The organism is Cryobacterium sp. TMT1-62, from assembly GCF_004403145.1.
In the GTDB taxonomy this organism is placed as follows: domain Bacteria; phylum Actinomycetota; class Actinomycetes; order Actinomycetales; family Microbacteriaceae; genus Cryobacterium; species Cryobacterium sandaracinum.
Genome location: NZ_SOGZ01000045.1, coordinates 1 through 21,681 on the forward strand (window position 1 = coordinate 1; position 21,681 = coordinate 21,681).

Consider the following 21,681-nt stretch of genomic DNA (forward strand, 5'->3'; position numbering starts at 1 on the left):
GACGGCCGGCGTGGCCGCCGCCCTGGCCGGCCTCGGCGCGGCCGAGCTGACGGCCGCCCTGCTCGCCCCGGTGGGCAGCCCGATCTTCGCCGTCGGCGCGCTGGTCATCGACCGTGCCCCGGCCTGGTTGAAGGAACTCGTCATCGCCCTGTTCGGCACGGCCGACAAGGTCGTACTGGTGTTCTGCGTCGCGCTCGGTGCCGTGGTGCTGGCCGCCGCCGCCGGGGTGCTGGAATTCCGGCGGGCGCCGATCGGCCGGGTCCTCGTGGCCCTGGCCGGCGCGCTGGCCGTCTTCGCGGTGCTGTCCCGGGAGAACACCGCCGCCCTCGACGCGATGCCCGCAGTGCTGGCGATGGTCGTTTCGGCCGTGCTCCTCACGGTGATGGTCGCCCAGCTGCGCCGCACGCCCGGAGGCGCCGAAGCATCCGCTCCGGACCGCCGTCGGTTCCTGGTCTGGGCCGGGGCCAGCGCCGGCCTGGGCGTGCTCGCCGCGGCCGGCGGGCAGCTGATCTCGGCCGGTATCCGGGCGACGGATGCGGCGCGCGCGCGCTTCACACTGCCGGCCGCGGCCGTTCCCGGTGCCCCGATCCCAGACGGTGCCGCTCTGGACCTCCCCGGCCTCACTCCGCTGATCACCCCGAACGCCGACTTCTACCGCATCGACACCGCCCTGCAGGTGCCCCGGATCGACCCGGGAACCTGGACGCTGACGGTCACCGGGATGGTCGAGAGGGAGATCGAGATCGACTTCGCCGAGCTCCTCGCCCTGCCCCTCGAGGAGAGCACGACCACTCTCGCCTGCGTCTCTAACGCCGTCGGCGGCGACCTGATCGGCAACGCGACCTGGCTGGGCTACCCGATCCGCCTGTTGCTGGCGCGGGCCCGGCCTCTCGCCGGGGCCGACATGGTACTCTCCCGCAGCGAGGACGGCTGGACCGCGGGCACCCCGCTGGAGGTTCTCACCGACGACCGCAATGCGATCCTCGCGGTGGGGATGAACGGGGAGCCGCTCCCCCTCGAGCACGGCTACCCGGTGCGTATGGTCGTGCCCGGGCTCTACGGTTACGTGTCGGCCACGAAATGGGTGGTCGAGTTGAACGTGACCCGCTTCGACCGGGAGACCGCCTACTGGACGACGCGCGGCTGGACCGCCCGAGGACCGGTCAAGCTCTCCTCCCGGATCGATGTGCCGAGCCGGAACACCGACGTCGCGGCCGGACCGGTGATCGTGGCGGGTGTGGCCTGGTCGCAGTACGTGGGCATCCGCGGCGTGCAGGTGCAAGTTGACGACGGAGCCTGGAACGACGCGACCCTGGCCGACGCGATCTCGGCCGACACTTGGCGCCAGTGGAGCTGGGTCTGGCCGGCATCGGCCGGGCGGCACACCCTGCGGGTGCGGGCGACGGATGCCGCGGGCCTGGTGCAGACTTCCGTGCGCCGGGACGTGATCCCCGATGGGGCCACCGGCCTGCACGATATCCCGGTCACGGTCGCCTGAAGCGACCCCTCGCAGTCCCGCGGCAGCCGGCCGGCGCGGGCGTATCTTCAACAGCGAGAACCACGCAGCGTGCCGGCGCATTGCCGTGCCCGGCTTGAGAGGACGGGAATCATGCACCGGAATGACGGATCGACAGTGCGCGCCGGCGGCTCACGTCGCCCCCCGGCGGCGGAGTAGACGCCCATGCCCACCCGGACGAAACTGACCCCCGCCGACCTGCGGCACTTCGAGAAGCTGCTCCGCCATCAGCGCCGCGACCTCGACATCACGCTCGGCCGGATCGGCACCACCCTCGACGGTGTGATCAAGGCCAGAAACACCGGCACCGCCGACGACGAGCACGACCCCGAAGGACCCACCCTAACCATGGAGTGGTCGCGCATCTCGGGTGTGCACAGCGACCTGGCGGCGCAGTCTGCGGCGATCGACCAGGCCTTGGCGCGCATCGTGGACGGCAGCTACGGGTTCTGCACCCGCCGGGGCGAACCGATCGGCCGGGAACGACTCGGGGCCCGGCCGTCCGCGGAGCTGTGCATCGACTGCGCGCGCGAGTTGGAGGCGCACCGCCGGGCCTGACTGAACCAATTCGACGGAGATTCTGGTCTCCAGAGCGGTTTTTGGTCATTCTAGGGCCGCTTTGGGCAAAATCTCCGTCGAATTCGTTCCGGACGGCGCGGAGGGCGCGCATCGCTTTCTGCACGAGCACCTCGGTGCGCGTGTCGACGGAGCTGGTCGCCGCGTCCAGGATCTCCTTCTCCGTGGCATCTGGACGCCCGTAGGCGATGTTGTCGCGGATCGTGCCGCCAAACAGCCAGGTGTCCTGCAGCACCATGCCCATACGTCCACGCAGGTCGTCGCGGGCCATTCGGCGCACGTCCACGCCATCGAGCGTGATCCGGCCGGCGTCGAGCTCGTAGACGCGCATCATCAGGTTCACCAGGGTGGTCTTGCCTGCCCCGGTGGGGCCCACGATGGCCACGGTCTGGCCGGGCTCGGCCACCAGGCTCAGGTTGTCGATCAGCGGCTTGTCCGCCGTGTAGCGGAACGAGGCGTTCTCGAAGACCAGCCGGCCGTGGGCGGTCGTGGGTGCCTCGGCACGCTCCGGGTCGGGGCTCTGCTCATCGGCGTCGAGCAGGGTGAAGACCCGCTCGGCGGAGGCGACGCCGGACTGCAACAGGTTCGCCATCGACCCGAGTTGGGCCAGCGGGTGGGTGAATTGGCGGGAATACTGGATGAACGCCTGCACATCGCCGAGCTGCATGGCCCCGGATGCCACCTGGAGGCCGCCGACGACGGCGATCCCGACGTAGACGAGGTTGCCGATGAATGTCATCGCCGGCATGATCAGGCCGCTGACGAACTGGGCGCCGAAGCTGGCCTCGTAGAGCTCGTCGTTCTTGGCCCGGAAGCGTTGCTCGACCTCCTTCTGGCGGCCGAACACCTTGACCAGGGCGTGGCCGGTGAAGGTCTCCTCAATCTGGCCGTTCAGCTCGCCGGTGTGGGTCCACTGGGCGACGAACAACTTCTGCGAGCGCTGGGCGATCAGGACGGTCGTGACCAGGGTCAGCGGCACTGTGACCAGGGCGATCAGGGCCAGGAGAGGCGAGAGCAGGAACATCATCACGATGACGCCCACCACGGTGAGCAGAGAGGTGACGGCCTGGCTCAGCGACTGCTGCAGGCTCTGTGAGACGTTGTCCACGTCGTTGGTGACCCGGCTGAGCACCTCGCCTCGCTGCACCGTGTCGAAGTAGCGCAGCGGGAGGCGGTTGGGCGACGATCACCATGGTGGCGCCACCCGTGCCGACGGCCAGTGCCTCGCGCAGCCGAGCATCCGTCGCCAAGTCGAGCGAGGAGAACGAGTCGTCGAAGATATAGAGTTCGGGCCGTTTGACCAGGGCCCGGGCAATGGCCAGGCGCTGCCGCTGCCCGCCGGACACATTCATGCCGCCCTGCGCGATCGGGGCATCGAGGCCGTCCGGCATCTCCGCCACGAAGTCGCGGGCCTGCGCGATGGTCAGTGCCTCCCAGAGTTCCGCCTCAGTGGCGTCGGGCTTGCCGTAGAGCAGGTTGCTGCGCACGGTGCCGGAGAACAGATGCGGCTTCTGCGGCACCAGCCCGATGCTGCCCCAGAGCAGGTCAGGGTGGAGCTCGCGCACGTCCACCCCGCCGACCCGCACGCTGCCGTTGGTGGCGTCGAAGAGGCGAGGCAGCAGGTTGACCAGGGTGGTCTTGCCCGATCCGGTGCTGCCGATGATCGCGGTGGTCTGCCCCTGATGCACGGTAAAGCTCACGTCGGAGAGCACCGGCTGCTCGGCGCCGGGGTAGGCGAAGCCCACGTCCACGAGTTCCACCTCTCCGCGGCCGATACTGTCGACGACGGGGTGGCGCGGCGGGCGCACGCTGGAATCGGTCTCGAGCACTTCGCCGATCCGGTCGGCCGACACGGTCGCCCGCGGGATCATCACGGCCATGAACGTGGCCATCATCACGGCCATCAGGATCTGCATCAGGTAGCTAAGGAAGGCAACCAGGGTGCCGACCTGCATGGACCCGTCCTCGATCCGGAACGCCCCGAACCAGATCACGGCCACGCTGGAGACGTTCAGGACGAGCATGACGACCGGGAACATCAGGGCCATCAGGCGGCCGGCCTGAAGGGCGGTGTCGGTGACATCCACGTTCGCCTTGCCGAACCGCACGGACTCGACGTCTTCGCGCACGAACGCCCGGATGACGCGGATGCCCGTGAGCTGTTCCCGCAGCACCCGGTTCACCGTGTCGATGCGGGTCTGCATCAGGAGGAACAGCGGCACCATCCGCGCGATGATCAGCCCGACCGCGATCAACAGCACGGGCACGCTCACGGCGATCAATCAGGATAGCTGCACGTCCTGCCGGACGGCCATGATCACGCCGCCGATGGACAGGATCGGTGCGGTGACCATCATGGTGGCGGTCATCAGCACGAGCATCTGCACCTGCTGCACGTCGTTGGTCGACCGGGTGATCAGCAACGGGGCGCCGAACCGGGTGACCTCCTGCTCGGAGAACTCGCCGACCCGGGTGAAGACAGCGCCGCGCAGGTCGCGTCCGAGCCCCATGGCGGCCTTCGCGCCGAAAAAGACGGCGACGATCGCGCACACGATCTGGAACAGGGTGATCAGCAGCATCAGACCACCGATGCGCAGGATGTACACGGTGTCTCCCGTGGCGATGCCCTCATCGATGATGTCGGCGTTGAGGGTGGGCAGATAGAGCGAGGCGATCGACTGGGCCAGCTGGAACACGACGACGGCTGCCAGCAGCCGCCGGTACGGCCGCAGGTATTTCACGAGCAGTTTCCAGAGCATCGGATCTCCTAGCAGGGGGCGTTCGGCGGCGTCGGGAAGCCGATGATGCCGTAGAGGATGAGGGCGGTGAGCTCATCGTCGTCGAAGTCGGGGCCGGCCGTGATGTGGGGCACGGATGCCGCAAGCGCGATCATCCGGATGACCTGCCCTGAACGCTCCGGGGCAACCGTGAGGCGCAGGAGGTCAGGCGCGAGCACGTCGGCGAGCAGCACGGTGAACTCGTGCGCGACGTCGTGGGTGTGGGGTCTGCCCATCGAGCCCACCGCCGTCATCAGCGCGAAGACCTGCGCGAAGCGGCGGCGCAGCAGGGAGACCATGGCGCGCACCCGTTCCTCGAGCGGGAGCTCACGGTCGAGCGCGGCAAGTTCGAGACGGAACGGCTCGGGGTCGAGCTGACGGTCCATGGCCGCCCGGAGCAGGTTGTCCTTGCTGTCGAAGGCTCGGAAGATGGTGCCCTCGGCGATCCCGGCGCACTGGGCGATCTGTCGAGTGGTGACGGTCTGCCGTGCTCGATCAGCAGCGGCGTGACCGCGTCGAGGATCATCGACTGCCGGTCCTCGACGGACAGGGCTTTCGCGCGCGCAGGTTTGACGGACATCCCCCCAGCTTTTATGAGTGCGCGCTCACTCACAAAGTGGAATCGGGGTTCGGGTTCCAGAGAGGACGGTTCAGGCGAAGAGGTCCGAGATCCAGGCCACGTCCTCGGGCGACGGCCTCCACGCGCTGCCCTCGGTGGCGTTCTGCAGGATCTGTTCCGGGCGGGTTGCTCCGGCGATGATGCTGGTGAGCCCCGGCTGGGCCAGCAGCCAGGCGAAGGTGGCTGCGAGCATGGTCACGCCGCGCTGGTCGCAGAACGCTTCGTACTTTTCGATGACGTCCCAGGGCGCGTTCCGGGCCAGGTGCGGCCGGACCATCATGATGCGGCTGTCGGCGGGGCCGCCCGCACGAGAGAACTTGCCTGTGAAAAGCCCGTTGTAGAGGGGGAAGAACGGCAGGAAGCCGAGCCCGTAGGCGTTGACGGCCGGCAGCACCTCGTCTTCGGCGTCACGCACCAGCAGGCTGTACTCGTTTTGCGCCGAAACGAACCGCGGATGCCCCGTCAGCCGGGCGGTGAACTCCGCCTCGGCGATCTGCCAGCCGGCCAGGTTGGAGTGGCCGATATAGCGCACCTTTCCCTCGCGGATGAGGTCGTCGAGGGTCTGCAGGGTCTCTTCGATCGGGGTGTTCGGGTCAGGCTGGTGCAGTTGGTAGAGGTCGATCCAGTCGGTCTGCAGGCGCCGGAGGGACGCCTCGACGGCCAGTCGAATGTAGCGACGTGAGGCGCGGGCGCCCCAGTCGGGTCCATTCCGACCGTTCATGTCCATGCCGAACTTCGAGGCGAGCACGATCTGGTCGCGCTTGCCCCGCAGCGCGCAACCCATCAGGGTCTCGCTGAGGCCGCGTTCCGCGCCGTAGATGTCGGCCGTGTCCAACAGGGTGATCCCGGCGTCGACGGCCGCGTTGACGACGGCGGTGGTTCCGGCCTGGCTCTCCGTCGCGGTTCCGGCGCGTCCGAAGTTGTTGCAGCCCAACCCGATCGTGGACACCATGAGCCCCGAATTGCCCAGCCTGCGGTACTCCATCTGCTCCATCCCTCCACATTAGGCTCGCCGGCCTGTGCTAGACAGGACTCAACTACAAAGGGGTGTCAGTGAGTCGTTTCACGCTCGGCGTCATGTCGCGTTCCGGTAAGCCGAATGAACGGCGCTTGCCCATTCATCCGTCACATGTCGAACGGATCGATCCGGACCTCCGGGAGCGAATGTTTCTCGAGCGCGGCTACGGCGAGCAGTTCGGTGTGTCGGACGAGCAGCTGGCCCCGCTCGTGGGAGGGCTTTGCTCGCGCGCGGACCTCATCCGGGAGTGCGACGTCATCCTGCTCGCAAAGCCTCTGCTGGCGGATGTCGCGGCACTGCGCGACGGACAGGTGCTCTGGGGCTGGCCGCACTGCGTGCAGGATGAGAAACTCACCCAGCTTGCCATCGACAAGCGGCTGACCCTGATCGCGTTCGAGGCGATGAACCACTGGACCGGAGGCGGCGAGTTCCACCTGCACGTGCTGCACAAGAACAACGAGCTCGCCGGGTATTGCTCCGTGCTGCACGCCCTGTCCCTGATCGGTTCGACGGGTGACTACGGCCGCAAGCAGCGTGCCGCGGTGATCGGCTTCGGGGCCACCGCCCGGGGCGCCGTGACGGCGCTCAACGCCCTCGGTGTCTACGATGTCACGGTGCTGACCAATCGCGACGTGACCGCGGTCAGCTCCCCGATCCACTCCGCCCAGATCGTGCAGCTCGACCACGGCGACGGCACGAACGGGAACTTCGCCCTGCCGGGAAACGAACGGGTGCCGCTGCCCGAGTTTCTCGCCGGCCATGACGTCATCGTGAACTGCGTGCTGCAGGACCCAAATGCCCCGCTCATCTTCCTGAGCGACGATGATCTCTCGATGGTGGCCCCGGGCTCGCTGATCATCGACGTGTCCTGCGACACCGGCATGGGTTTCAGTTGGGCGAAATCGACGACGTTCGACGAACCGACCTTCCGGGTCGGCACCAACGTCACCTACTACGCGGTCGACCACAGCCCGTCGTACCTCTGGAACTCCGCCACCTGGGAGATCAGCGAGGCGCTGTTGCCGTACCTGCGCGAGGTCCTTGCGGGCGAGGCCGCTTGGACCGCCAACGAGACCCTTCGGCGGGCCATCGAGATCCACGAGGGGATCATCCGGAATCCCGACATCCTGGCATTCCAGCACCGCTCCCCCGAATATCCCCACACCCGGCTCGCCTGAAGCCGGCCGGCTCCTCCCCAGCCCAGCCCGGCGCTCTTCCCACGCCAGGTCCGAAACCCGCGCTGTGCGCAGGGCGCCGCCGACTACAGTCGAGGCATGACGACCATCGGAACCTTCCTGATCCGGCTGCCCAGCCCCATTGGGCGGCTGGAACTCACGAGTGACGCCGAGCGCATCCTCTCCCTCTCCATCGAACGCGACGGACAGCTGCCCCTCGACGAGACCCCGGAAGCCCCGTCGCCCCTGCTCGACCGGGCCACGCGCCAATTGGCGGAGTACTTCGGCGGCACCCGCACGGTTTTCGACCTGCCCGTGGCGCCGAGCGGGGGCACTGCGTTCCAGCAGGGCGTCTGGCAGCGACTGTCCGAGCTCGGCTTCGGCGAGGCGACCTCGTACGGCGAGCTGGGACGATCGCTGGGCAAGCCGGGGTCCGGCCGGGCCGTGGGCGGCGCCGTCGGGGCGAACCCCGTTCCGATCCTGATCGGCTGCCACCGGGTGCTCGCCGCCGACCGTCGCATCACCGGCTACAGCGGCGGCAGCGGAGTGCCCACCAAGGTCTGGCTCCTCGACCACGAGGGCATCGAGCACCGCTCATGAGCACCCCGGCGACCAGCGCGCTGCCAGCCGAGGCCACGACATCCGCCTCACTGAAGCTCGGCGATGACGGGCTCACCCGCTGCGGCTGGGTCGGCGGCGACCCCGAATACCAGCGCTACCACGACGAAGAGTGGGGGCGTCCGCTCCGGGACGAGAGGCTGCTGTTCGAGAAGCTGTGCCTCGAGGGGTTCCAGGCCGGCCTGTCCTGGATCACCATCCTGCGACGTCGGCCGGCCTTCCGGGCCGCCTTTTACGACTTCGACGTCAACCGCGTGGCCGTGATGGACGACGTCGACGTCGCCCTGCTCCTCGCGGATGCGAGCATCATCCGGCACCGCGGCAAGATCGAGGCCACCATCCGGAACGCCCGGGTCACCCGAGACCTCGGCGAGAGCCTGACCGAGCTGATCTGGAGCTTCGCGCCAGAACCCCGCGGCCCCCGGCTGCGGGAGCTCGGCGAGGTCCCGGCGACCACAATGCAATCGATGGCACTGAGCCGGGAGTTGCGCACCCGGGGCTACACGTTCGTCGGCCCCACCACCATGTACGCCCTGATGCAGTCGGCCGGCCTCGTCGACGACCACCTGAGCGGATGCCATCGGTCGAACGACGCCTGACCACCACAACGCCTTCGGCTGACGCTATGCCGATCGCCGCCCTGTCAGCCGCCACGCTGCCAACCGCCGCCCTGACGGCCACGGGCTGTTGTGCGTGAGGTGCTCCTCGAGGCGAGTAAGTCCTGAACGATTGGTTCTGTCGCGCCTGCACTTCAGCCCTGACTGCACCGTGTGGACGCCGTTCATCACGGGCGGAGCGCCGTGTCCGGTGTCGAACCAATTCGACGGAGTCGCCGCGAGGCCTCGGACTCAGACATACGGCGGTCGGAGCGCACGTTCATCCCCCTCCCTTTCGCGGTCACGGCTCTCCGACGTGTGCATCGAAAACAACCGCTTCGAAGCCCCCATCCGCGAATCCTCATCGCCCCCCAGCCATCAGGACTCGCGCGTCTATCGGAGGGACGGCAGCAGGCCGAGTGCCCGTACGGCCTCGCGCTCCTCGATCAGCTCCGCGACGGACGCGTCGATCCTCGCCCGCGAGAACGCGTTGATAGCCAGGTCCGGCACGATCTGCCAGCGGCCGTCGACAGCCCGAACCGGGAAGGAACATACGAGCCCCTCCGGGACGCCATAAGAGCCGTCGGAGCTGACGCCCGCCGAGGTCCACCGCTCACCGGTCCCGTTGACCCAGTCGTAAACGTGGTCGATGGCTGCGCTGGCCGCGGAGGCCGCGGACGATGCCCCGCGGGCCTGAATGATTTCGTAGCCTCGGTTCGCCACCCGGGGGATGAAGTCGTCGACGAGCCAGTCCTGCGCCACCAGCTCGGAGACCGGACATCCCCCGGCGGTGGCGTGGAAGACATCCGGGTACTGGCTGGCGGAGTGGTTTCCCCAGATGGTGAGACCGTCGAGTTCGGCGACGTGCACCTGCAGCCGGCTTGCTAGCTGAGCGATGCCGCGGTTGTGGTCCAGTCGCGTCATGGCGGTGAACCGGTCGGCGGGGATGTCGGGGGCGAAGGCACTCGTCACCAGGGCGTTGGTGTTGACGGGGTTGCCCACGACCAGCACGCGCACGTCGGATGCCGCGCCCGCGTTGAGGGCGGCCCCCACCGGACCGAAGATGCGGCCGTTGCTTTCGAGCAGCGCGACGCGCTCCATTCCAACGGCTCTAGGGCGGGATCCGACCAGGAGGGCGATGTTGACGCCGTCGAAGGCGCGCACGGGGTCTTCGGTGACCGTCACGGAGCGCAGGAGAGGGAACGCGCAGTCCTGCAGTTCGAGGGCGGTGCCCTCGGCTGCTGCGCGCCCCGAGGGGATCTCCATCAGGGTCAGGTTGACGGGAACGGTCGGGCCGAGGAGGTCTCCGGACGCGATCCGGAAGAGCAGCGAATAGCCGATCTGTCCGCCGGCGCCGGTGACGGTGACATTCATTGGTGTGGACACGAAAGCCAGCCTAGGGCCGGAATGTGCCCGCGTCAGCCTCGGGTTGCGGCAACCTCGGCGGCGACGACGAGATTCAGTTCCCGGACCGCTCCCGGGCGCAAATCGAAGCCTGCCCCCGGTGCCCAGTCGAGCAGCTCTACGGCGGTGTCGAAGGACCGACCGTGCCGGATCAGAGCCCGGGTGAAGTTCCCCTTGGCCGTCTTGTTGAAGTGGTTCACGGCTCGCGTCTGGCCGTCCGCCGTCTCCGTGACCACGCGCAGAAACACCGCGTCGGGCCGCACCGGCGCGGGGCCGAGCGCCACGTACCCGTTCGAGCGGAGATCCAGCAGGAGCCCCGCTGACCCCGCCAGAACGCAACCCACAGCGCCCGCCCAGTGCTTCTTCAGAGGCAGCTCCGGCAGCCTGGAATCGCAGGACAGCCGGTAGGCCGGGAGGAGATCGAGAGCGCCGACCGGCCCGAACAGGGCGGAATGCACGAGGACGTTCCGGCCTGCCCAGTCGCGTTCCAGCGGGGAGAGGCTGGCGGCGTCGAGGGCGTCATAGACGACGCCGGTGTACCGGTCGATGGCCGGCATTGTGGCGGCGGAGGACAGCACGCGATTGCGCTCCACCTCCGCGGACTGCGTGCGACCCAGTCTTAGGGCCGACATCATCGCATCCGGATGCTTCGCAAGCGACTGCAGCGCACGCACAAGTACCCGCCGCTTGGGTCCAAGCGACGGGTACGTGAGGCTCTGCAGGTCAAGCGGTAATTCGATGCCCCCGTGACGTTTCGTCTCGGACGGCGGCAGAAGGATCAGCACACTGACTAAACGAGTTCTGCCTTGCGAGCGACGATCGTGACCACATCGTTGGCGACCGACAGGAAGCCGTCCGCCGCCTCGGCGACGATTTTCTCGCCGCCGCTCAGGGTCACGCGCACCTCACCGCTGGCCAGGATGGCCAGCATGGGCTCGTGCCCGGGGAGGATTCCGATCTGGCCTTCGACGGTGCGGGCGACAACCATGCTCGCCTCGCCGGACCACACCTCGTGGTCCGCCCCGACGACGCTGACCTTGAGCGAAGAATCGGCCATGACTAGTCGTTCTCCTTCTGGATTTTCGCCCACTTCTCTTCGACGTCGGCGATGCCTCCGACGTTGAAGAAAGCCTGCTCGGCCACGTGGTCGAAGTCACCATTGGCAATCGCCGTAAAGGATTCGATGGTGTCCTTAAGCGATACCGTGGACCCCTCGACGCCCGTGAACTTTTTGGCCATGTAGGTGTTCTGCGACAGGAACTGCTGGATGCGGCGTGCGCGGGAGACGGTGACCTTGTCTTCCTCGGAAAGCTCGTCGACACCGAGGATCGCGATGATCTCCTGCAGTTCCTTGTTCTTCTGCAGAATCGCCTTGACGCGAACGGCCGTGTTGTAGTGATCGGCACCCAGGTAGCGGGGGTCGAGGATACGGCTGCTCGAGGTGAGCGGGTCGACGGCCGGGTAGAGGCCCTTCGAAGCGATCTCACGCGACAGCTCGGTGGTGGCGTCGAGGTGGGCGAACGTGGTCGCCGGGGCCGGGTCGGTGTAGTCGTCAGCAGGCACGTAGATGGCCTGGAGCGACGTGATCGAGTGGCCACGGGTCGACGTGATGCGCTCCTGCAGGATGCCCATCTCGTCGGCCAGGGTCGGCTGGTAGCCCACAGCGCTGGGCATACGGCCCAAAAGGGTCGACACCTCAGAGCCAGCCTGAGTGAACCGGAAGATGTTGTCGATGAAGAGCAACACATCCTGCTTGGCAACATCGCGGAAGTACTCGGCCATGGTGAGCGCGGAGAGGGCGACGCGCAGACGCGTCCCCGGCGGCTCGTCCATCTGGCCGAACACGAGGGCGGTCTTGTCGAAGACGCCCGCCTCTTCCATCTCGTGGATGAGATCGTTGCCCTCACGGGTGCGCTCACCGACACCGGCGAACACGGACACTCCACCGTGGTCCTGCGCGACACGCTGGATCATTTCCTGGATCAAAACGGTCTTGCCGACGCCGGCACCACCGAACAGGCCAATCTTTCCACCCAAGACGTACGGGGTTAGCAGGTCAATGACCTTGATGCCGGTCTCGAACAGCTGCGTCTTGGATTCCAGCTGGTCGAAGGGCGGTGGCTTGCGGTGGATGGGCCAGCGCTCAGTGATTTCGATCTTCTCGCCGGGCTCCGCATTGAGCACCTCGCCAATGGCGTTGAACACGCGCCCCTTGGTAACGTCCCCGACGGGAACCGTGATGGGCGAGCCGGTGTCCCGGACCTCCTGGCCACGAACCAGACCGTCGGTCGGGTTCAGCGCGATGGCGCGAATGAGGTCGTCGCCCAAGTGCTGGGCAACCTCGAGCGTGATCACGGTCGACACATCACCGATGACGATGGTGGTCTTCAGTGCGTTGTACATGCCCGGAATCGAGTCGTGCGGGAACTCGATGTCGACGACCGGGCCCGTGACCCGGGCGATCCGGCCCACGGCCACGGTCTCGACCGGTGCATGGACTGGCGCGGTTGCGGTGTCAGTCATAGCTCTCTCTTCTCTGGTTTAGTGCTTGGCGGATGAGAGCGCGTCGGCTCCACCCACGATCTCGGAAATCTGCGACGTGATCTCGGTCTGCCGGGCGTTGTTGGACAGCCGGGTGTAGTCCTTGATTAGCTTGTCCGCGTTGTCGGAGGCCGATGACATGGCCTTCTGACGTGCGGCGTGCTCGGCTGCGGCGGACTGCAGCATGGAGTTGAAGATACGGCTCTCGATGTAGACGGGCAGGAGCGAGTCCAGCACCGTTTCAACGTCCGGTTCGAACTCATAGAGTGGCAGGACCTGATTATCACCAGGCTCCTCACCGCCCTCCACGACCTCGAGGGGAAGCAGCCGGACAACCTGAGGAAGCTGGGTGACCATGCTGACGAACCGGTTGTAGACGACGTGAATCTCGTCGACGCCACCGTCGTCCGCTTCGCGGAGGAAGGCCTCGAGCAGCGCGTCGCTGATATCGCATGCGGTCTCGTACTGCGGCTGATCGGTGGAACCGGTCCAAATGCGCTCGGAGACGCGGCGGCGGAAATTGAAGTACGACGCGGCCTTGCGACCCACCAGGAAGTAGACGATGTCCTTACCCTGGCTGCGCAGCAGCTCGCTGAGCGATTCGGCCTCACGCAGCACCTGCGAGCTGAACGCCCCCGCGAGACCACGGTCGGAGGCGAAGATGACGACCGCAGCGCGCTCGATCTTCTCCGGTTCGGTCGTGAGCACGTGGGCGACATTCGAGTACGTCGCTACCGCGGACACCGCCTGCGTGACGGCACGAGCGAACGGGGTTGACGCGGCGACGCGAGCCTTGGCCTTTTGAATGCGCGAGGCAGAGATCAACTCCATGGCCCGAGTGATCTTCTTAGTCGTCTGGGCAGACTTGATCTTCTGCCGGTAGACCCGAAGTTGCGCTCCCATGTGTCTCCTGTGCTTCCTTGTCAGTGCTGAATTGGTGCGGACGATCGAGTGATGCCGGCCGCGCCCCGCGGCTCGAACGAGTCGGGAGCGCGGCCGATGTCACTTAGCGGCGGTGCTTGACGATCTTTTCCTGGTTGACCTTGTCAGCGGGAATCGCCTCGAAGACTTCCTTGCCCACCGAGGCGAGCGGCTTGCCCTCGCCCGTCTGGAATCCTTGCTTGAACTTGTCGACCTCGATCTCGAGCGTCGCGATGGTCGCGTCGTCGAGAACGTTGGTGTCGCGCAGTGTCGTGAGTACGCTCGTGGTGCGGCCCAGGTGGTCGAGCAGGCCACGCTCGAAGCGCAGGACGTCGGCCACGGGCACCTCGTCGAACTTGCCGTTCGTGCCGGCCCAGATCGAGACGACCTGGTCTTCGACGGGGTACGGCGAGTACTGCGGCTGCTTGAGCAGCTCGGTCAGGCGTGCGCCACGACCGAGCTGGCGGCGGCTCGTCGCGTCGAGGTCGGAGGCGAACATCGCGAAGGCCTCGAGCGACCGGTATTGCGCCAGCTCGAGCTTCAGAGTGCCGGAGACCTTCTTGATCGACTTGACCTGAGCGTCACCGCCGACTCGGGAGACCGAGATGCCCACGTCGACCGCGGGACGCTGGTTGGCGTTGAACAGGTCGGACTGCAGGAAGATCTGGCCGTCGGTGATCGAGATCACGTTGGTCGGGATGTAGGCAGAGACATCGTTCGCCTTGGTCTCGATGATCGGCAAGCCGGTCATCGATCCGGAACCGAGGGCGTCGGACAGCTTGGCGCAACGCTCGAGCAGACGGGAGTGCAGGTAGAACACGTCACCGGGGTACGCCTCACGTCCCGGCGGGCGGCGCAGAAGCAGCGACACCGCACGATAGGCCTCGGCCTGCTTGGACAGGTCGTCGAAGATGACGAGGACGTGCTTGCCGGCGTACATCCAGTGCTGACCGATGGCCGAGCCGGTGTACGGGGCGAGGTACTTGAAGCCGGCCGGGTCGGAGGCCGGGGACGCGACGATGGTCGTGAACTCCATGACTCCGGCATCCTCGAGCGCACCCTTGACGGCGGCGATCGTGGAACCCTTCTGACCGATGGCGACGTAGATGCAACGAACCTGCTTGTTCACGTCGCCCGTCGCCCAGTTGGCCTTCTGGTTGATGATCGTGTCAATCGCGATCGCGGTTTTGCCGGTCTGGCGGTCTCCGATGATCAGCTGACGCTGGCCGCGTCCGATCGGGATCATGGCGTCGATGGCCTTGATTCCGGTCTGCATGGGCTCGTGAACCGACTTGCGGTCCATCACGCCGGGTGCCTGTAGCTCCAGCGCGCGGCGGCCTTCGCTCTTGATCTCGCCGAGCCCGTCGATGGGCGCCCCCAGCGGGTCGACGACGCGGCCGAGGTAGCCGTCGCCGACGGGTACGGAGAGGACCTCACCAGTGCGGTGCACCTCCATGCCCTCGACGATGCCGGCGAACTCGCCGAGAACGACGACGCCGATCTCGTCTTCGTCCAGGTTCTGGGCGAGGCCGAGGGTGCCGTCCGCGAACGTGATGAGCTCGTTCGCCATCACGCTGGGAAGGCCCTCGACGTGCGCGATGCCGTCGCCGGCCGTGGTGACGTAGCCAACCTCGGTCGTCGCGGTCTTGTTCGGCTCGTAGGACTTCACGAAGTCCTGGAGAGCGTCACGGATCTCATCGGGGCTGATCGTTAGTTCTGCCATCATCTTCCCTTTTCTGTACTGGGTGTACAGGTTCTGTCGTGCACGAGACGCTGCCGTCCCGAGGTGTGTGGTACTGACTGAAGCGGTCAGCCAGCGAGCTGGATTCTCAGATCTTTAAGACGGGTGGCAATGCTGCCATCGATGACGTCGTCACCGATTTGAACGCGGACGCCCCCGACAATTTCGGGGTCGACAACCTCATTGATCGTGAGCCGACGCCCATAGCGCACCGTGAGGCTGGCTCGAAGGCGATCAACCTGCTCCGGAGCCAACGCGGCGGCCGACGTGATCGTGGCGATCGAGCTGTCTGACTGGTCCGCGACGATGGATGCGGCGTAGCGCAGCAATTCTCCGATGCGGCGGCCGCGGGGCTGCTGCACCAGGTGTCGAACAATCGCGAGCGTCTGTTCGGAGACCTTGCCGGCCAGGAGGGCGTCAACAACACTCACCTTGGCCGCTGTGGTGCCGAGCTTTGAGGCGAGGGCGAGCTCGAGCTCGCCGTTGGACGACACGGTCTTGCCGAACGCGAACAGTTCCTCCGCGACCTGCCCGGGGACAGTGGCCGAAGACGCAATCACCCGCAGGCCGAGGTCTTCGATGCCGGCCAGAAGATCGGTGTGGTTCGACCAGCGTGCGGCGGAGGCGGCTTGAAGCAGCTCCAGCGCGGTCGGCGTCATTGCGCCCGAGAAGATTGCGCTCACGAGGGTGGCCTTCGCCGCCGCATCCGCTGACGGGTCGACCAAAGCCGACCGGAGCTGTGACGTGTGGCCAATCACACGACCGGAGTTCAACAAATTGACGCCGGTCGCGAGGTCGTTCGTTCCCCCGGGACGGGACAGAACCGCCCGTGTTGAGACTAAGGCTTCCCTGGTGGCGCTACCCATTACCGGATCACTTTCTCCGAGGCCTCGAGGTCAGCCAGGAATCGGTCGACGATGCCGCTGGCCTTTTCGTCGTTGGTCAGGCTTTCGCCGATGACGCCGGAGGCCAGGTCGATGGCCAGTGTGCCGACTTCGCTGCGCAGGGAGATCACTGCGGCCTGTCGTTCGGCCACGATCTGAGCCTTCGCCGTCGCGGTTACCCGAGCGGCGGCGATGACGGCCTGCTCCTTGAGCTCGTTCACGATCGTCTGTCCGTCGACGCGGGCGGCGTCGCGGATCCTGCCGGCCTCGGCCCTCGCCTCGGCCAGCTGGGTCGTGTACTGCTCGAGAGCAGCTTCGGCCTTGCGCTGGGCATCATCTGCCTTGGCGATGTTGCCCTCAATGGCCTCCGCACGATCGTCGAGGATCTGGCGGAAGCGCGGGATCGCGAAGCGCACGAAGAAGACCATGACGACCAGGAAGACAACAGCCGACCAGGTGATGTCGTAGATGGCAGGAAGGAACGGATTCGTTTCCGCTTCTGCTGCCAGAACAAGCTCAGGCATGGTGGCGATCCCTAGACGAAGATGAAGAAGACGGCTACACCGATGAATGCAAGGAGCTCCGTGAACGCTATGCCGAGGAACATGGTGACCTGGAGACGGCCTGCGAGTTCGGGCTGGCGAGCCATGGCTTCAACGGTCTTTCCGGCGACGATACCGATGCCGATACCCGGGCCGATCGCGGCAAGACCGTAGCCTACGGTGGCGATATTGCCGGTGATCTCGGCAAGAATGGTGGATTCCACTATGTGTGTCCTTTCAATCGAAAACGACGTCGGTCGACGCAGTTGTGTGTGTCAGTGCTCTTCAGCCACGGCCTGTTGGACGTACACCGCGGTCAAGAGGGTGAAAATGTACGCCTGGAGGATGAACACGGCGAACTCGACGAAAGTGAAGATGAACCCGAACGCCAGCGTCCCGATTCCGAAGAGCCCCAACCAGCCACCTGCAGTGAAGATGAAGAAGCTCGTCGCCCCAAAGCACAGCACGAGCAGGAGGTGTCCGACCATCATGTTGAGCAGGAGTCGCAAAGCGAGCGAGATCGGCCGCACGATAAAGATATTGATGAACTCGATCGGGGCGAGCAAGATGTAGATCGGCCACGGCACACCGGCCGGGAAGAGCGAATTCTTGAAGAACTTGGCGGCGCCGAGCTGCTTGATACCCGCGTAGATGAACACGACGTAGGCGACGAGACCGAGCAGCAGGGGCATGCCGATGAGTGCCGTGCCCGAGATATTCAGGGCCGGGATTACGCCCGTGACGTTCATCGCAAGGATGCCGAAGAACATGCCGGCCAACAGGGGCAGGTAACGGCGACCCATCTCCTTGCCGAGGATCTGATCGGCGATCTGCACCTGGACAAAACCCAGTACAAGCTCGGCGATGCTCTGACCGCGGCCAGGGACTCGGGATGGTTTGCGCAAGGCGAGCCAGAAGAGCAGGAGCATCACGGCTACGGCGAGGATGCGGACCAGGATGATCCGGTTGATCTCGAAGGGCGTTCCCTCAAAGAACAACGCGGGGAGACCAAGGAACTCACTGATGCCCGGAGCCTGAAACTCATCGCCGGTAGCCATGGGAACCAGTAAGTTCGCAGCGTAATACAACAGCGCTATCTCCTGTTTCTGTGCGGATGCACAACGGCGACAATGGTCAAGTGTGGTCTGTGGCGCAGTGGATCACACTGCGGCCGGTGACAGTTTTTTGACTCTATCAACTTTCGCTCACGGCGACTAATCGACCGTCCCTGTTCCGGTCAGGACCTGGGGTGGTCGGATTTTTTTGGGAGCACGGCGTCACTCACGTAGCCCAGATGGGAGCGGAAGACCACCAGGACGTCGACGATCATGGTGCCGATGGCTCCGGCAATGACGGTGATGAACAGAACTGTCGTCTGCACGAAGGAAGCATCCCGAAGCAGAGCGAGTATCACGATGAACACGACGATTTTCAGCAGCCATGCCCCCATCACGATGCCGAAAAAAGCGGCAATGTCGAACCGCATGGCCCCGATGATGCTCACGGCAGTGATCGAAGCGAACAGCACGGCAAGCGCGGTGCCGATGAAGGCGCTGATGAGGCCTTCGGTTGACGCAAAAAGGTAGCCGAGTCCGCCGCCGACGATCGCGATGGCAATCGCGAGGAAGCCTGTGTATCGAAGGACTGCGGTCAGGACTCCCCTGGCGTTCGATGGCACCGCTCGGAGCGTGGTGGGCAAGCTGGTGGGATCGGGTGCGTTCATACGTTTTCCTCCACCGTCGCCGACGCCTCATCGAGGCGGTCGAGTCGGGCGATTTCTTCTCTGTGTTCGGCCGTTCGGGCGAGTTGGCTGGCGGACTCGACGGCCTTGCGCCGACTCAACGGAGCCAGCGTGACGAGGGTGCAGATCAGCAGCGCGACGATCAGGAAAATTGTGGCATACCAGGTGGGCAGCCCGAAATACACCGGGAGCAGAAAGTAGAGCAGGCAACCGACGGATGCCGCCGCGGTCCAGCCGTAGAAGATCAAAACGGCATGCAGGTGCGAATGGCCCATGTCCAGTAGCCGGTGGTGCAGGTGCTTGCGGTCGGCGCTGAAGGGTGATTTGCCGGCCCGGACGCGCCGGAACACCGCCAGACCGAAGTCGAGAAGCGGAATGATCAGGATGGCGACGGGCAGGATGATCGGGATGAACGCCGGGAAGAGCTGCGACCGGTTCACGGCGGTCGGGTCGACCTGGCCCGTGATCGCGATCGCGGACGTGGCCATCAGCAGACCCACCAGGAGGGCGCCCGCATCACCCATGAACAGTTTCGCCGGCCGCCAGTTGAGCGGCAGGAAGCCGACGCAGGCACCCACCAGGACGGCAGCGATCAGTGAGGCGAGGTTGAAGTAGTTGCTCGGGGAGGTGTCCCGGGCCAGCAGGTAGCTGTAGAGGAAGAACACTCCGTTCGCGATGAGCGCGACGCCGGCCACGAGTCCGTCGAGCCCGTCGATGAAGTTGATCATGTTCATCACGATCACGATCACGATCACGGTGATCAGGATCGACATCCAGGACGACCCGACGGTCAGGCCGCCGATCGGCAGCGACAACACCTGCACGCCCTGCCAGGCGATGAGGCCGGCAGCGATGAACTGCCCGGCCAGTTTGGTCATCCAGTCGAGGTCCCAGAGATCGTCGGCCACTCCCAGCAGCACGATCAGCAGGGCTGCACCCAGGATGGCGAGGATCTGCTGGGGGTCACTGAAGATGAGTCGCAGCGGCGCGAAGCGGGCCGCAACCAGGTAGGCCACACCGAAGGCGGCGACGATGCCGACGAAGATCGCGATTCCGCCGAGGCGGGGCGTGGGCCGCGTGTGCACATCGCGCTCGCGGATCTTCGGGTAGAGGCGGTAGCGGTGACTGAGCTTGAGTACAAGAACTGAGAACCCGAAGGTCACCAGGGCCGAGACCAGGCTGAGCAGGACGAAGACGGTCATGGCTATCGAGCGTCTGCCGTGGGATCGACCGGTTCGGCCCTCACTTCGGTGACGGGCTCGGTGGCCGACTCGGTGGTGGTTTCGGCAGCGGGCTTGTCCGCAGGCGCGCCGAACCCGATCGGCGCGAGCGCCTCTCCGATGACGCCTTCGATGGCCTCCCGTGAGATCACGCCGTTCCGCACGATGACGACCTTGCCACCGTTGGAGTCGAAGCCGGAGGCATCCACGATGGTCGACGAGGTATCCCCGGGCCGGTCGCCGATGGGTTCGTAGCCGAGTCCGGCCGTTCCGCCGTCGAGGTAGACGGCCACGCTGCCGCCGAGCATCTCTTCGGCGCCTTCCGCGTCGATCGCGGAGGGCCGGCCGCTGGTGTTGGCGGATGACACGGCCAAGGGTCCCGTCTCGGAGAGGAGGTCGAGGGCAACCGGGTTGCTCGGCATCCGCAGGGCCACCGTGCCGCGGGTGTCACCGAGGTCCCAGGCGAGCGACGGCTGGGCGTTCAGCACCACCGTCAGACCACCGGGCCAGAACACGGCGACGAGCTCGCGCACCGGTTGCGGAATGTTCTGGGCCAGGGCGTCGAGGGTGGGAATTCCGGGGATCAGCACGGGCGGCGGCGAGGAACGGTCGCGGCCCTTGGCGTCGAGAAGGCGCTGCACCGCCTCCGGGTCGAAGGCGTCTGCGGCGACGCCGTAGACCGTGTCGGTGGGAATGACAACGAGCGCGCCGCGACCGATGGCCGAGCGCGCGAGCCTCATGCCGGCCGCGTATTCCGTGTCAACCGAGCAGTCATAGATGCGAGTCATTGTGCCTGATTCTACTGCAGCCGCCCAGAGGGAACCGCCCTCACCGATCGGCGGGAACGGGGGCGAGGGCCGTGGTGGCGCGGTCGCGGGTGGTGTAGTCGCGGTGAGTGGCCGGGACGCGCCAGCCGTCGGCGGCCAGGAGGGCACGGATCTGCGCCCCCTGCAACTCACCGTGCTCGATCACGATCTGGCCGCCAGGACGCAGGAGGCGCAGGGCCGTGCGGGAGACGTGCCGCACCACGTCGAGCCCGTCGGGGCCGCCGAACAGGGCGCGGGCCGGGTCGAAGAGGCTTACCTCGGGGTCGCGCGGGATCGCATCCGTCGGAATGTAGGGCGGGTTGGAGATGACCACGGCCACGGTTCCGTCGAGTTCGGTGAGCTCTTCGGTGAGGTCGCCGAACACCAGCGTGGCATTCGGCGCGGCTACCTGCTCGAAGTTGCGGGAGGTATAGGGGAAGGCCTCCGGCGAGTTCTCGACCGCCCAGATGCGCGCGTTCGGCACCTCGACCGCCAGGGAAAGGGCTATCGCGCCGCTACCGGTGCCGAGGTCCACCCCGATCGGCTCCGCGTCGGGCAGTGCCCGGAGCGCGTCGATGGCGAACTGCGCCACCTGCTCCGTCTCGGGGCGGGGAACGAACACGCCCGGTCCGACGAACAGGTCGAGGGAGCGGAAGGGTGCCCGCCCGGTGATGTGCTGCAGCGGCTCGCGCAGGCAGCGGCGACGAACGAGTTCACGGATGGCAGCGGCATCCGTGGAGCCCAGGGCGGTGCGCAGGATGGCGGCGGCCTGCACCTGGCCGCGGCTCTGGGCGAGAACGTGACCGATCAGGAGATCGGCGTCGACGTCGGGGTCGCTGATCCCCGCCTGGGAAAGGGAGTCGATGGCCCGGGTGCGCAATTCGGCAATGTCGGTGGGAACAATGTCGGTAGGAATTGAGCTGATGGGAATGGAATGGTGGCCGTGCGAAGTTGTCACGTATTGAAATGTAACGCACGCACACGCC

At 66.2% G+C, this 21,681-nt stretch carries 21 protein-coding genes and 3 pseudogenes; 5 read left to right on the forward strand and 19 right to left on the reverse strand.

All coding sequences use genetic code 11. The annotated features are described in order from the left end of the window. The coding region (locus E3T34_RS12945) for a molybdopterin-dependent oxidoreductase (protein ID WP_241977411.1) at positions 1-1,498 on the forward strand (1,498 nt) is incomplete at its 5' end. 366 nt (positions 1,499-1,864) lie between these two features. Further along, complete coding sequence (locus E3T34_RS16990; RefSeq protein WP_370327646.1) at positions 1,865-2,074, forward strand: TraR/DksA family transcriptional regulator; 210 nt, start codon at positions 1,865-1,867, stop codon at positions 2,072-2,074. Positions 2,075-2,153: 79 nt separating this feature from the next. On the opposite strand, the pseudogene E3T34_RS12955 reads toward E3T34_RS16990, so the two are convergent. The 5 genes and pseudogenes from E3T34_RS12955 to E3T34_RS12970 all read right to left on the reverse strand — a co-directional run. After that, positions 2,154-3,269 (reverse strand): annotated as a pseudogene (locus E3T34_RS12955) (ABC transporter ATP-binding protein); the annotation flags it as partial. Then, positions 3,268-4,851: pseudogene (locus E3T34_RS12960) on the reverse strand (ABC transporter ATP-binding protein); the annotation flags it as partial. The pseudogenes E3T34_RS12955 and E3T34_RS12960, both read right to left, overlap by 2 nt. A gap of 8 nt (positions 4,852-4,859) precedes the next feature. Beyond that, the gene (locus E3T34_RS12965) at positions 4,860-5,255 is read right to left on the reverse strand and encodes a hypothetical protein (RefSeq protein ID WP_241977412.1); all 396 of its coding nucleotides are present in this window, start codon (positions 5,253-5,255) and stop codon (positions 4,860-4,862) included. A gap of 12 nt (positions 5,256-5,267) precedes the next feature. Further along, positions 5,268-5,339: pseudogene (locus E3T34_RS16995) on the reverse strand (TetR family transcriptional regulator); the annotation flags it as partial. 180 nt (positions 5,340-5,519) lie between these two features. Further along, positions 5,520-6,482 (reverse strand): aldo/keto reductase, encoded by a 963-nt coding sequence (locus E3T34_RS12970; protein WP_104099713.1) that lies wholly within the window; start codon positions 6,480-6,482, stop codon positions 5,520-5,522. A gap of 83 nt (positions 6,483-6,565) precedes the next feature. Here E3T34_RS12970 and E3T34_RS12975 point away from each other — a divergent pair, with 83 nt between their 5' ends. The 3 genes from E3T34_RS12975 to E3T34_RS12985 all read left to right on the forward strand — a co-directional run bounded on the left by E3T34_RS12975 (position 6,566) and on the right by E3T34_RS12985 (position 8,898). Next, positions 6,566-7,684 carry a N(5)-(carboxyethyl)ornithine synthase gene (locus E3T34_RS12975; protein WP_166785906.1) on the forward strand — a complete coding sequence of 373 codons (1,119 nt, stop codon included), beginning with the start codon at positions 6,566-6,568 and terminating at the stop codon, positions 7,682-7,684. 96 nt (positions 7,685-7,780) lie between these two features. Next, positions 7,781-8,281 carry a methylated-DNA--[protein]-cysteine S-methyltransferase gene (locus E3T34_RS12980; protein WP_134343225.1) on the forward strand — a complete coding sequence of 167 codons (501 nt, stop codon included), beginning with the start codon at positions 7,781-7,783 and terminating at the stop codon, positions 8,279-8,281. Beyond that, positions 8,278-8,898, forward strand: coding sequence for a DNA-3-methyladenine glycosylase I (locus E3T34_RS12985; RefSeq protein WP_134343226.1), 621 nt, complete (start codon positions 8,278-8,280; stop codon positions 8,896-8,898). Before E3T34_RS12980 ends, E3T34_RS12985 begins: the two co-directional genes overlap by 4 nt. 390 nt (positions 8,899-9,288) lie before the next feature. On the opposite strand, the gene E3T34_RS12990 is transcribed toward E3T34_RS12985, so the two are convergent. The 14 genes from E3T34_RS12990 to prmC form a co-directional block, all read right to left on the reverse strand. After that, on the reverse strand, positions 9,289-10,269 hold the full coding sequence (locus E3T34_RS12990) for a malate dehydrogenase (protein ID WP_134343291.1): 981 nt from the start codon (positions 10,267-10,269) through the stop codon (positions 9,289-9,291). Positions 10,270-10,313: 44 nt separating this feature from the next. After that, positions 10,314-11,084 (reverse strand): YaaA family protein, encoded by a 771-nt coding sequence (locus E3T34_RS12995; RefSeq protein WP_134343227.1) that lies wholly within the window; start codon positions 11,082-11,084, stop codon positions 10,314-10,316. Positions 11,085-11,089: 5 nt separating this feature from the next. Then, positions 11,090-11,356, reverse strand: a complete 267-nt coding sequence (locus E3T34_RS13000) for a F0F1 ATP synthase subunit epsilon (protein ID WP_104099707.1) — start codon at positions 11,354-11,356, stop codon at positions 11,090-11,092. Positions 11,357-11,358: 2 nt separating this feature from the next. After that, the gene (gene atpD, locus E3T34_RS13005; RefSeq protein ID WP_104099706.1) at positions 11,359-12,822 is read right to left on the reverse strand and encodes a F0F1 ATP synthase subunit beta; all 1,464 of its coding nucleotides are present in this window, start codon (positions 12,820-12,822) and stop codon (positions 11,359-11,361) included. Positions 12,823-12,840: 18 nt separating this feature from the next. After that, the gene (locus E3T34_RS13010; protein WP_104099705.1) at positions 12,841-13,743 is read right to left on the reverse strand and encodes a F0F1 ATP synthase subunit gamma; all 903 of its coding nucleotides are present in this window, start codon (positions 13,741-13,743) and stop codon (positions 12,841-12,843) included. A gap of 103 nt (positions 13,744-13,846) precedes the next feature. Then, complete coding sequence (atpA, locus tag E3T34_RS13015; protein ID WP_104099721.1) at positions 13,847-15,484, reverse strand: F0F1 ATP synthase subunit alpha; 1,638 nt, start codon at positions 15,482-15,484, stop codon at positions 13,847-13,849. An 86-nt stretch (positions 15,485-15,570) separates the two neighbouring features. Continuing rightward, entirely contained in the window at positions 15,571-16,368 is a 798-nt protein-coding gene (locus E3T34_RS13020) for a F0F1 ATP synthase subunit delta (RefSeq protein WP_104099704.1), read from the reverse strand. Then, positions 16,368-16,910, reverse strand: coding sequence for a F0F1 ATP synthase subunit B (locus tag E3T34_RS13025; RefSeq protein WP_134343228.1), 543 nt, complete (start codon positions 16,908-16,910; stop codon positions 16,368-16,370). Before E3T34_RS13025 ends, E3T34_RS13020 begins: the two co-directional genes overlap by 1 nt. A gap of 11 nt (positions 16,911-16,921) precedes the next feature. Further along, positions 16,922-17,152, reverse strand: coding sequence for an ATP synthase F0 subunit C (gene atpE / locus E3T34_RS13030; protein ID WP_174720104.1), 231 nt, complete (start codon positions 17,150-17,152; stop codon positions 16,922-16,924). A 51-nt stretch (positions 17,153-17,203) separates the two neighbouring features. Then, positions 17,204-17,986, reverse strand: a complete 783-nt coding sequence (atpB, locus tag E3T34_RS13035; protein WP_104099701.1) for a F0F1 ATP synthase subunit A — start codon at positions 17,984-17,986, stop codon at positions 17,204-17,206. 179 nt (positions 17,987-18,165) lie between these two features. Beyond that, positions 18,166-18,651 carry a hypothetical protein gene (locus tag E3T34_RS13040; protein ID WP_134343229.1) on the reverse strand — a complete coding sequence of 162 codons (486 nt, stop codon included), beginning with the start codon at positions 18,649-18,651 and terminating at the stop codon, positions 18,166-18,168. Continuing rightward, positions 18,648-19,871: an MraY family glycosyltransferase gene (locus tag E3T34_RS13045; protein ID WP_134343230.1), complete on the reverse strand. Its 1,224-nt coding sequence runs from the start codon at positions 19,869-19,871 to the stop codon at positions 18,648-18,650. Before E3T34_RS13045 ends, E3T34_RS13040 begins: the two co-directional genes overlap by 4 nt. Before the next feature lie 2 nt (positions 19,872-19,873). Next, on the reverse strand, positions 19,874-20,677 hold the full coding sequence (locus E3T34_RS13050; protein WP_104099698.1) for an L-threonylcarbamoyladenylate synthase: 804 nt from the start codon (positions 20,675-20,677) through the stop codon (positions 19,874-19,876). Between the two features lie 40 nt (positions 20,678-20,717). Further along, positions 20,718-21,611 carry a peptide chain release factor N(5)-glutamine methyltransferase gene (gene prmC / locus E3T34_RS13055; protein ID WP_134343292.1) on the reverse strand — a complete coding sequence of 298 codons (894 nt, stop codon included), beginning with the start codon at positions 21,609-21,611 and terminating at the stop codon, positions 20,718-20,720. Between the last annotated feature and the right edge of the window lie 70 nt (positions 21,612-21,681).

Excerpts from the sequence above, each read along its gene's own strand:
- E3T34_RS13020 (WP_104099704.1), bottom strand. The coding sequence starts at position 16,368 with ATGGGTAGCGCCACCAGGGAAGCCTTAGTCTCAACACGGGCGGTTCTG.
- E3T34_RS13000 (WP_104099707.1), bottom strand. The coding sequence starts at position 11,356 with ATGGCCGATTCTTCGCTCAAGGTCAGCGTCGTCGGGGCGGACCACGAG.
- E3T34_RS13040 (WP_134343229.1), bottom strand. The coding sequence starts at position 18,651 with ATGAACGCACCCGATCCCACCAGCTTGCCCACCACGCTCCGAGCGGTG.
- E3T34_RS12970 (WP_104099713.1), bottom strand. The coding sequence starts at position 6,482 with ATGGAGCAGATGGAGTACCGCAGGCTGGGCAATTCGGGGCTCATGGTG.
- E3T34_RS12965 (WP_241977412.1), bottom strand. The coding sequence starts at position 5,255 with ATGGACCGTCAGCTCGACCCCGAGCCGTTCCGTCTCGAACTTGCCGCG.
- E3T34_RS13045 (WP_134343230.1), bottom strand. The coding sequence starts at position 19,871 with ATGACCGTCTTCGTCCTGCTCAGCCTGGTCTCGGCCCTGGTGACCTTC.
- E3T34_RS12990 (WP_134343291.1), bottom strand. The coding sequence starts at position 10,269 with ATGAATGTCACCGTCACCGGCGCCGGCGGACAGATCGGCTATTCGCTG.
- E3T34_RS16990 (WP_370327646.1), top strand. The coding sequence starts at position 1,865 with ATGGAGTGGTCGCGCATCTCGGGTGTGCACAGCGACCTGGCGGCGCAG.
- E3T34_RS13025 (WP_134343228.1), bottom strand. The coding sequence starts at position 16,910 with ATGCCTGAGCTTGTTCTGGCAGCAGAAGCGGAAACGAATCCGTTCCTT.
- E3T34_RS12980 (WP_134343225.1), top strand. The coding sequence starts at position 7,781 with ATGACGACCATCGGAACCTTCCTGATCCGGCTGCCCAGCCCCATTGGG.
- E3T34_RS12975 (WP_166785906.1), top strand. The coding sequence starts at position 6,566 with ATGTCGCGTTCCGGTAAGCCGAATGAACGGCGCTTGCCCATTCATCCG.
- atpA (WP_104099721.1), bottom strand. The coding sequence starts at position 15,484 with ATGGCAGAACTAACGATCAGCCCCGATGAGATCCGTGACGCTCTCCAG.
- atpD (WP_104099706.1), bottom strand. The coding sequence starts at position 12,822 with ATGACTGACACCGCAACCGCGCCAGTCCATGCACCGGTCGAGACCGTG.
- atpB (WP_104099701.1), bottom strand. The coding sequence starts at position 17,986 with ATGGCTACCGGCGATGAGTTTCAGGCTCCGGGCATCAGTGAGTTCCTT.
- E3T34_RS13050 (WP_104099698.1), bottom strand. The coding sequence starts at position 20,677 with ATGACTCGCATCTATGACTGCTCGGTTGACACGGAATACGCGGCCGGC.
- E3T34_RS13010 (WP_104099705.1), bottom strand. The coding sequence starts at position 13,743 with ATGGGAGCGCAACTTCGGGTCTACCGGCAGAAGATCAAGTCTGCCCAG.
- E3T34_RS12985 (WP_134343226.1), top strand. The coding sequence starts at position 8,278 with ATGAGCACCCCGGCGACCAGCGCGCTGCCAGCCGAGGCCACGACATCC.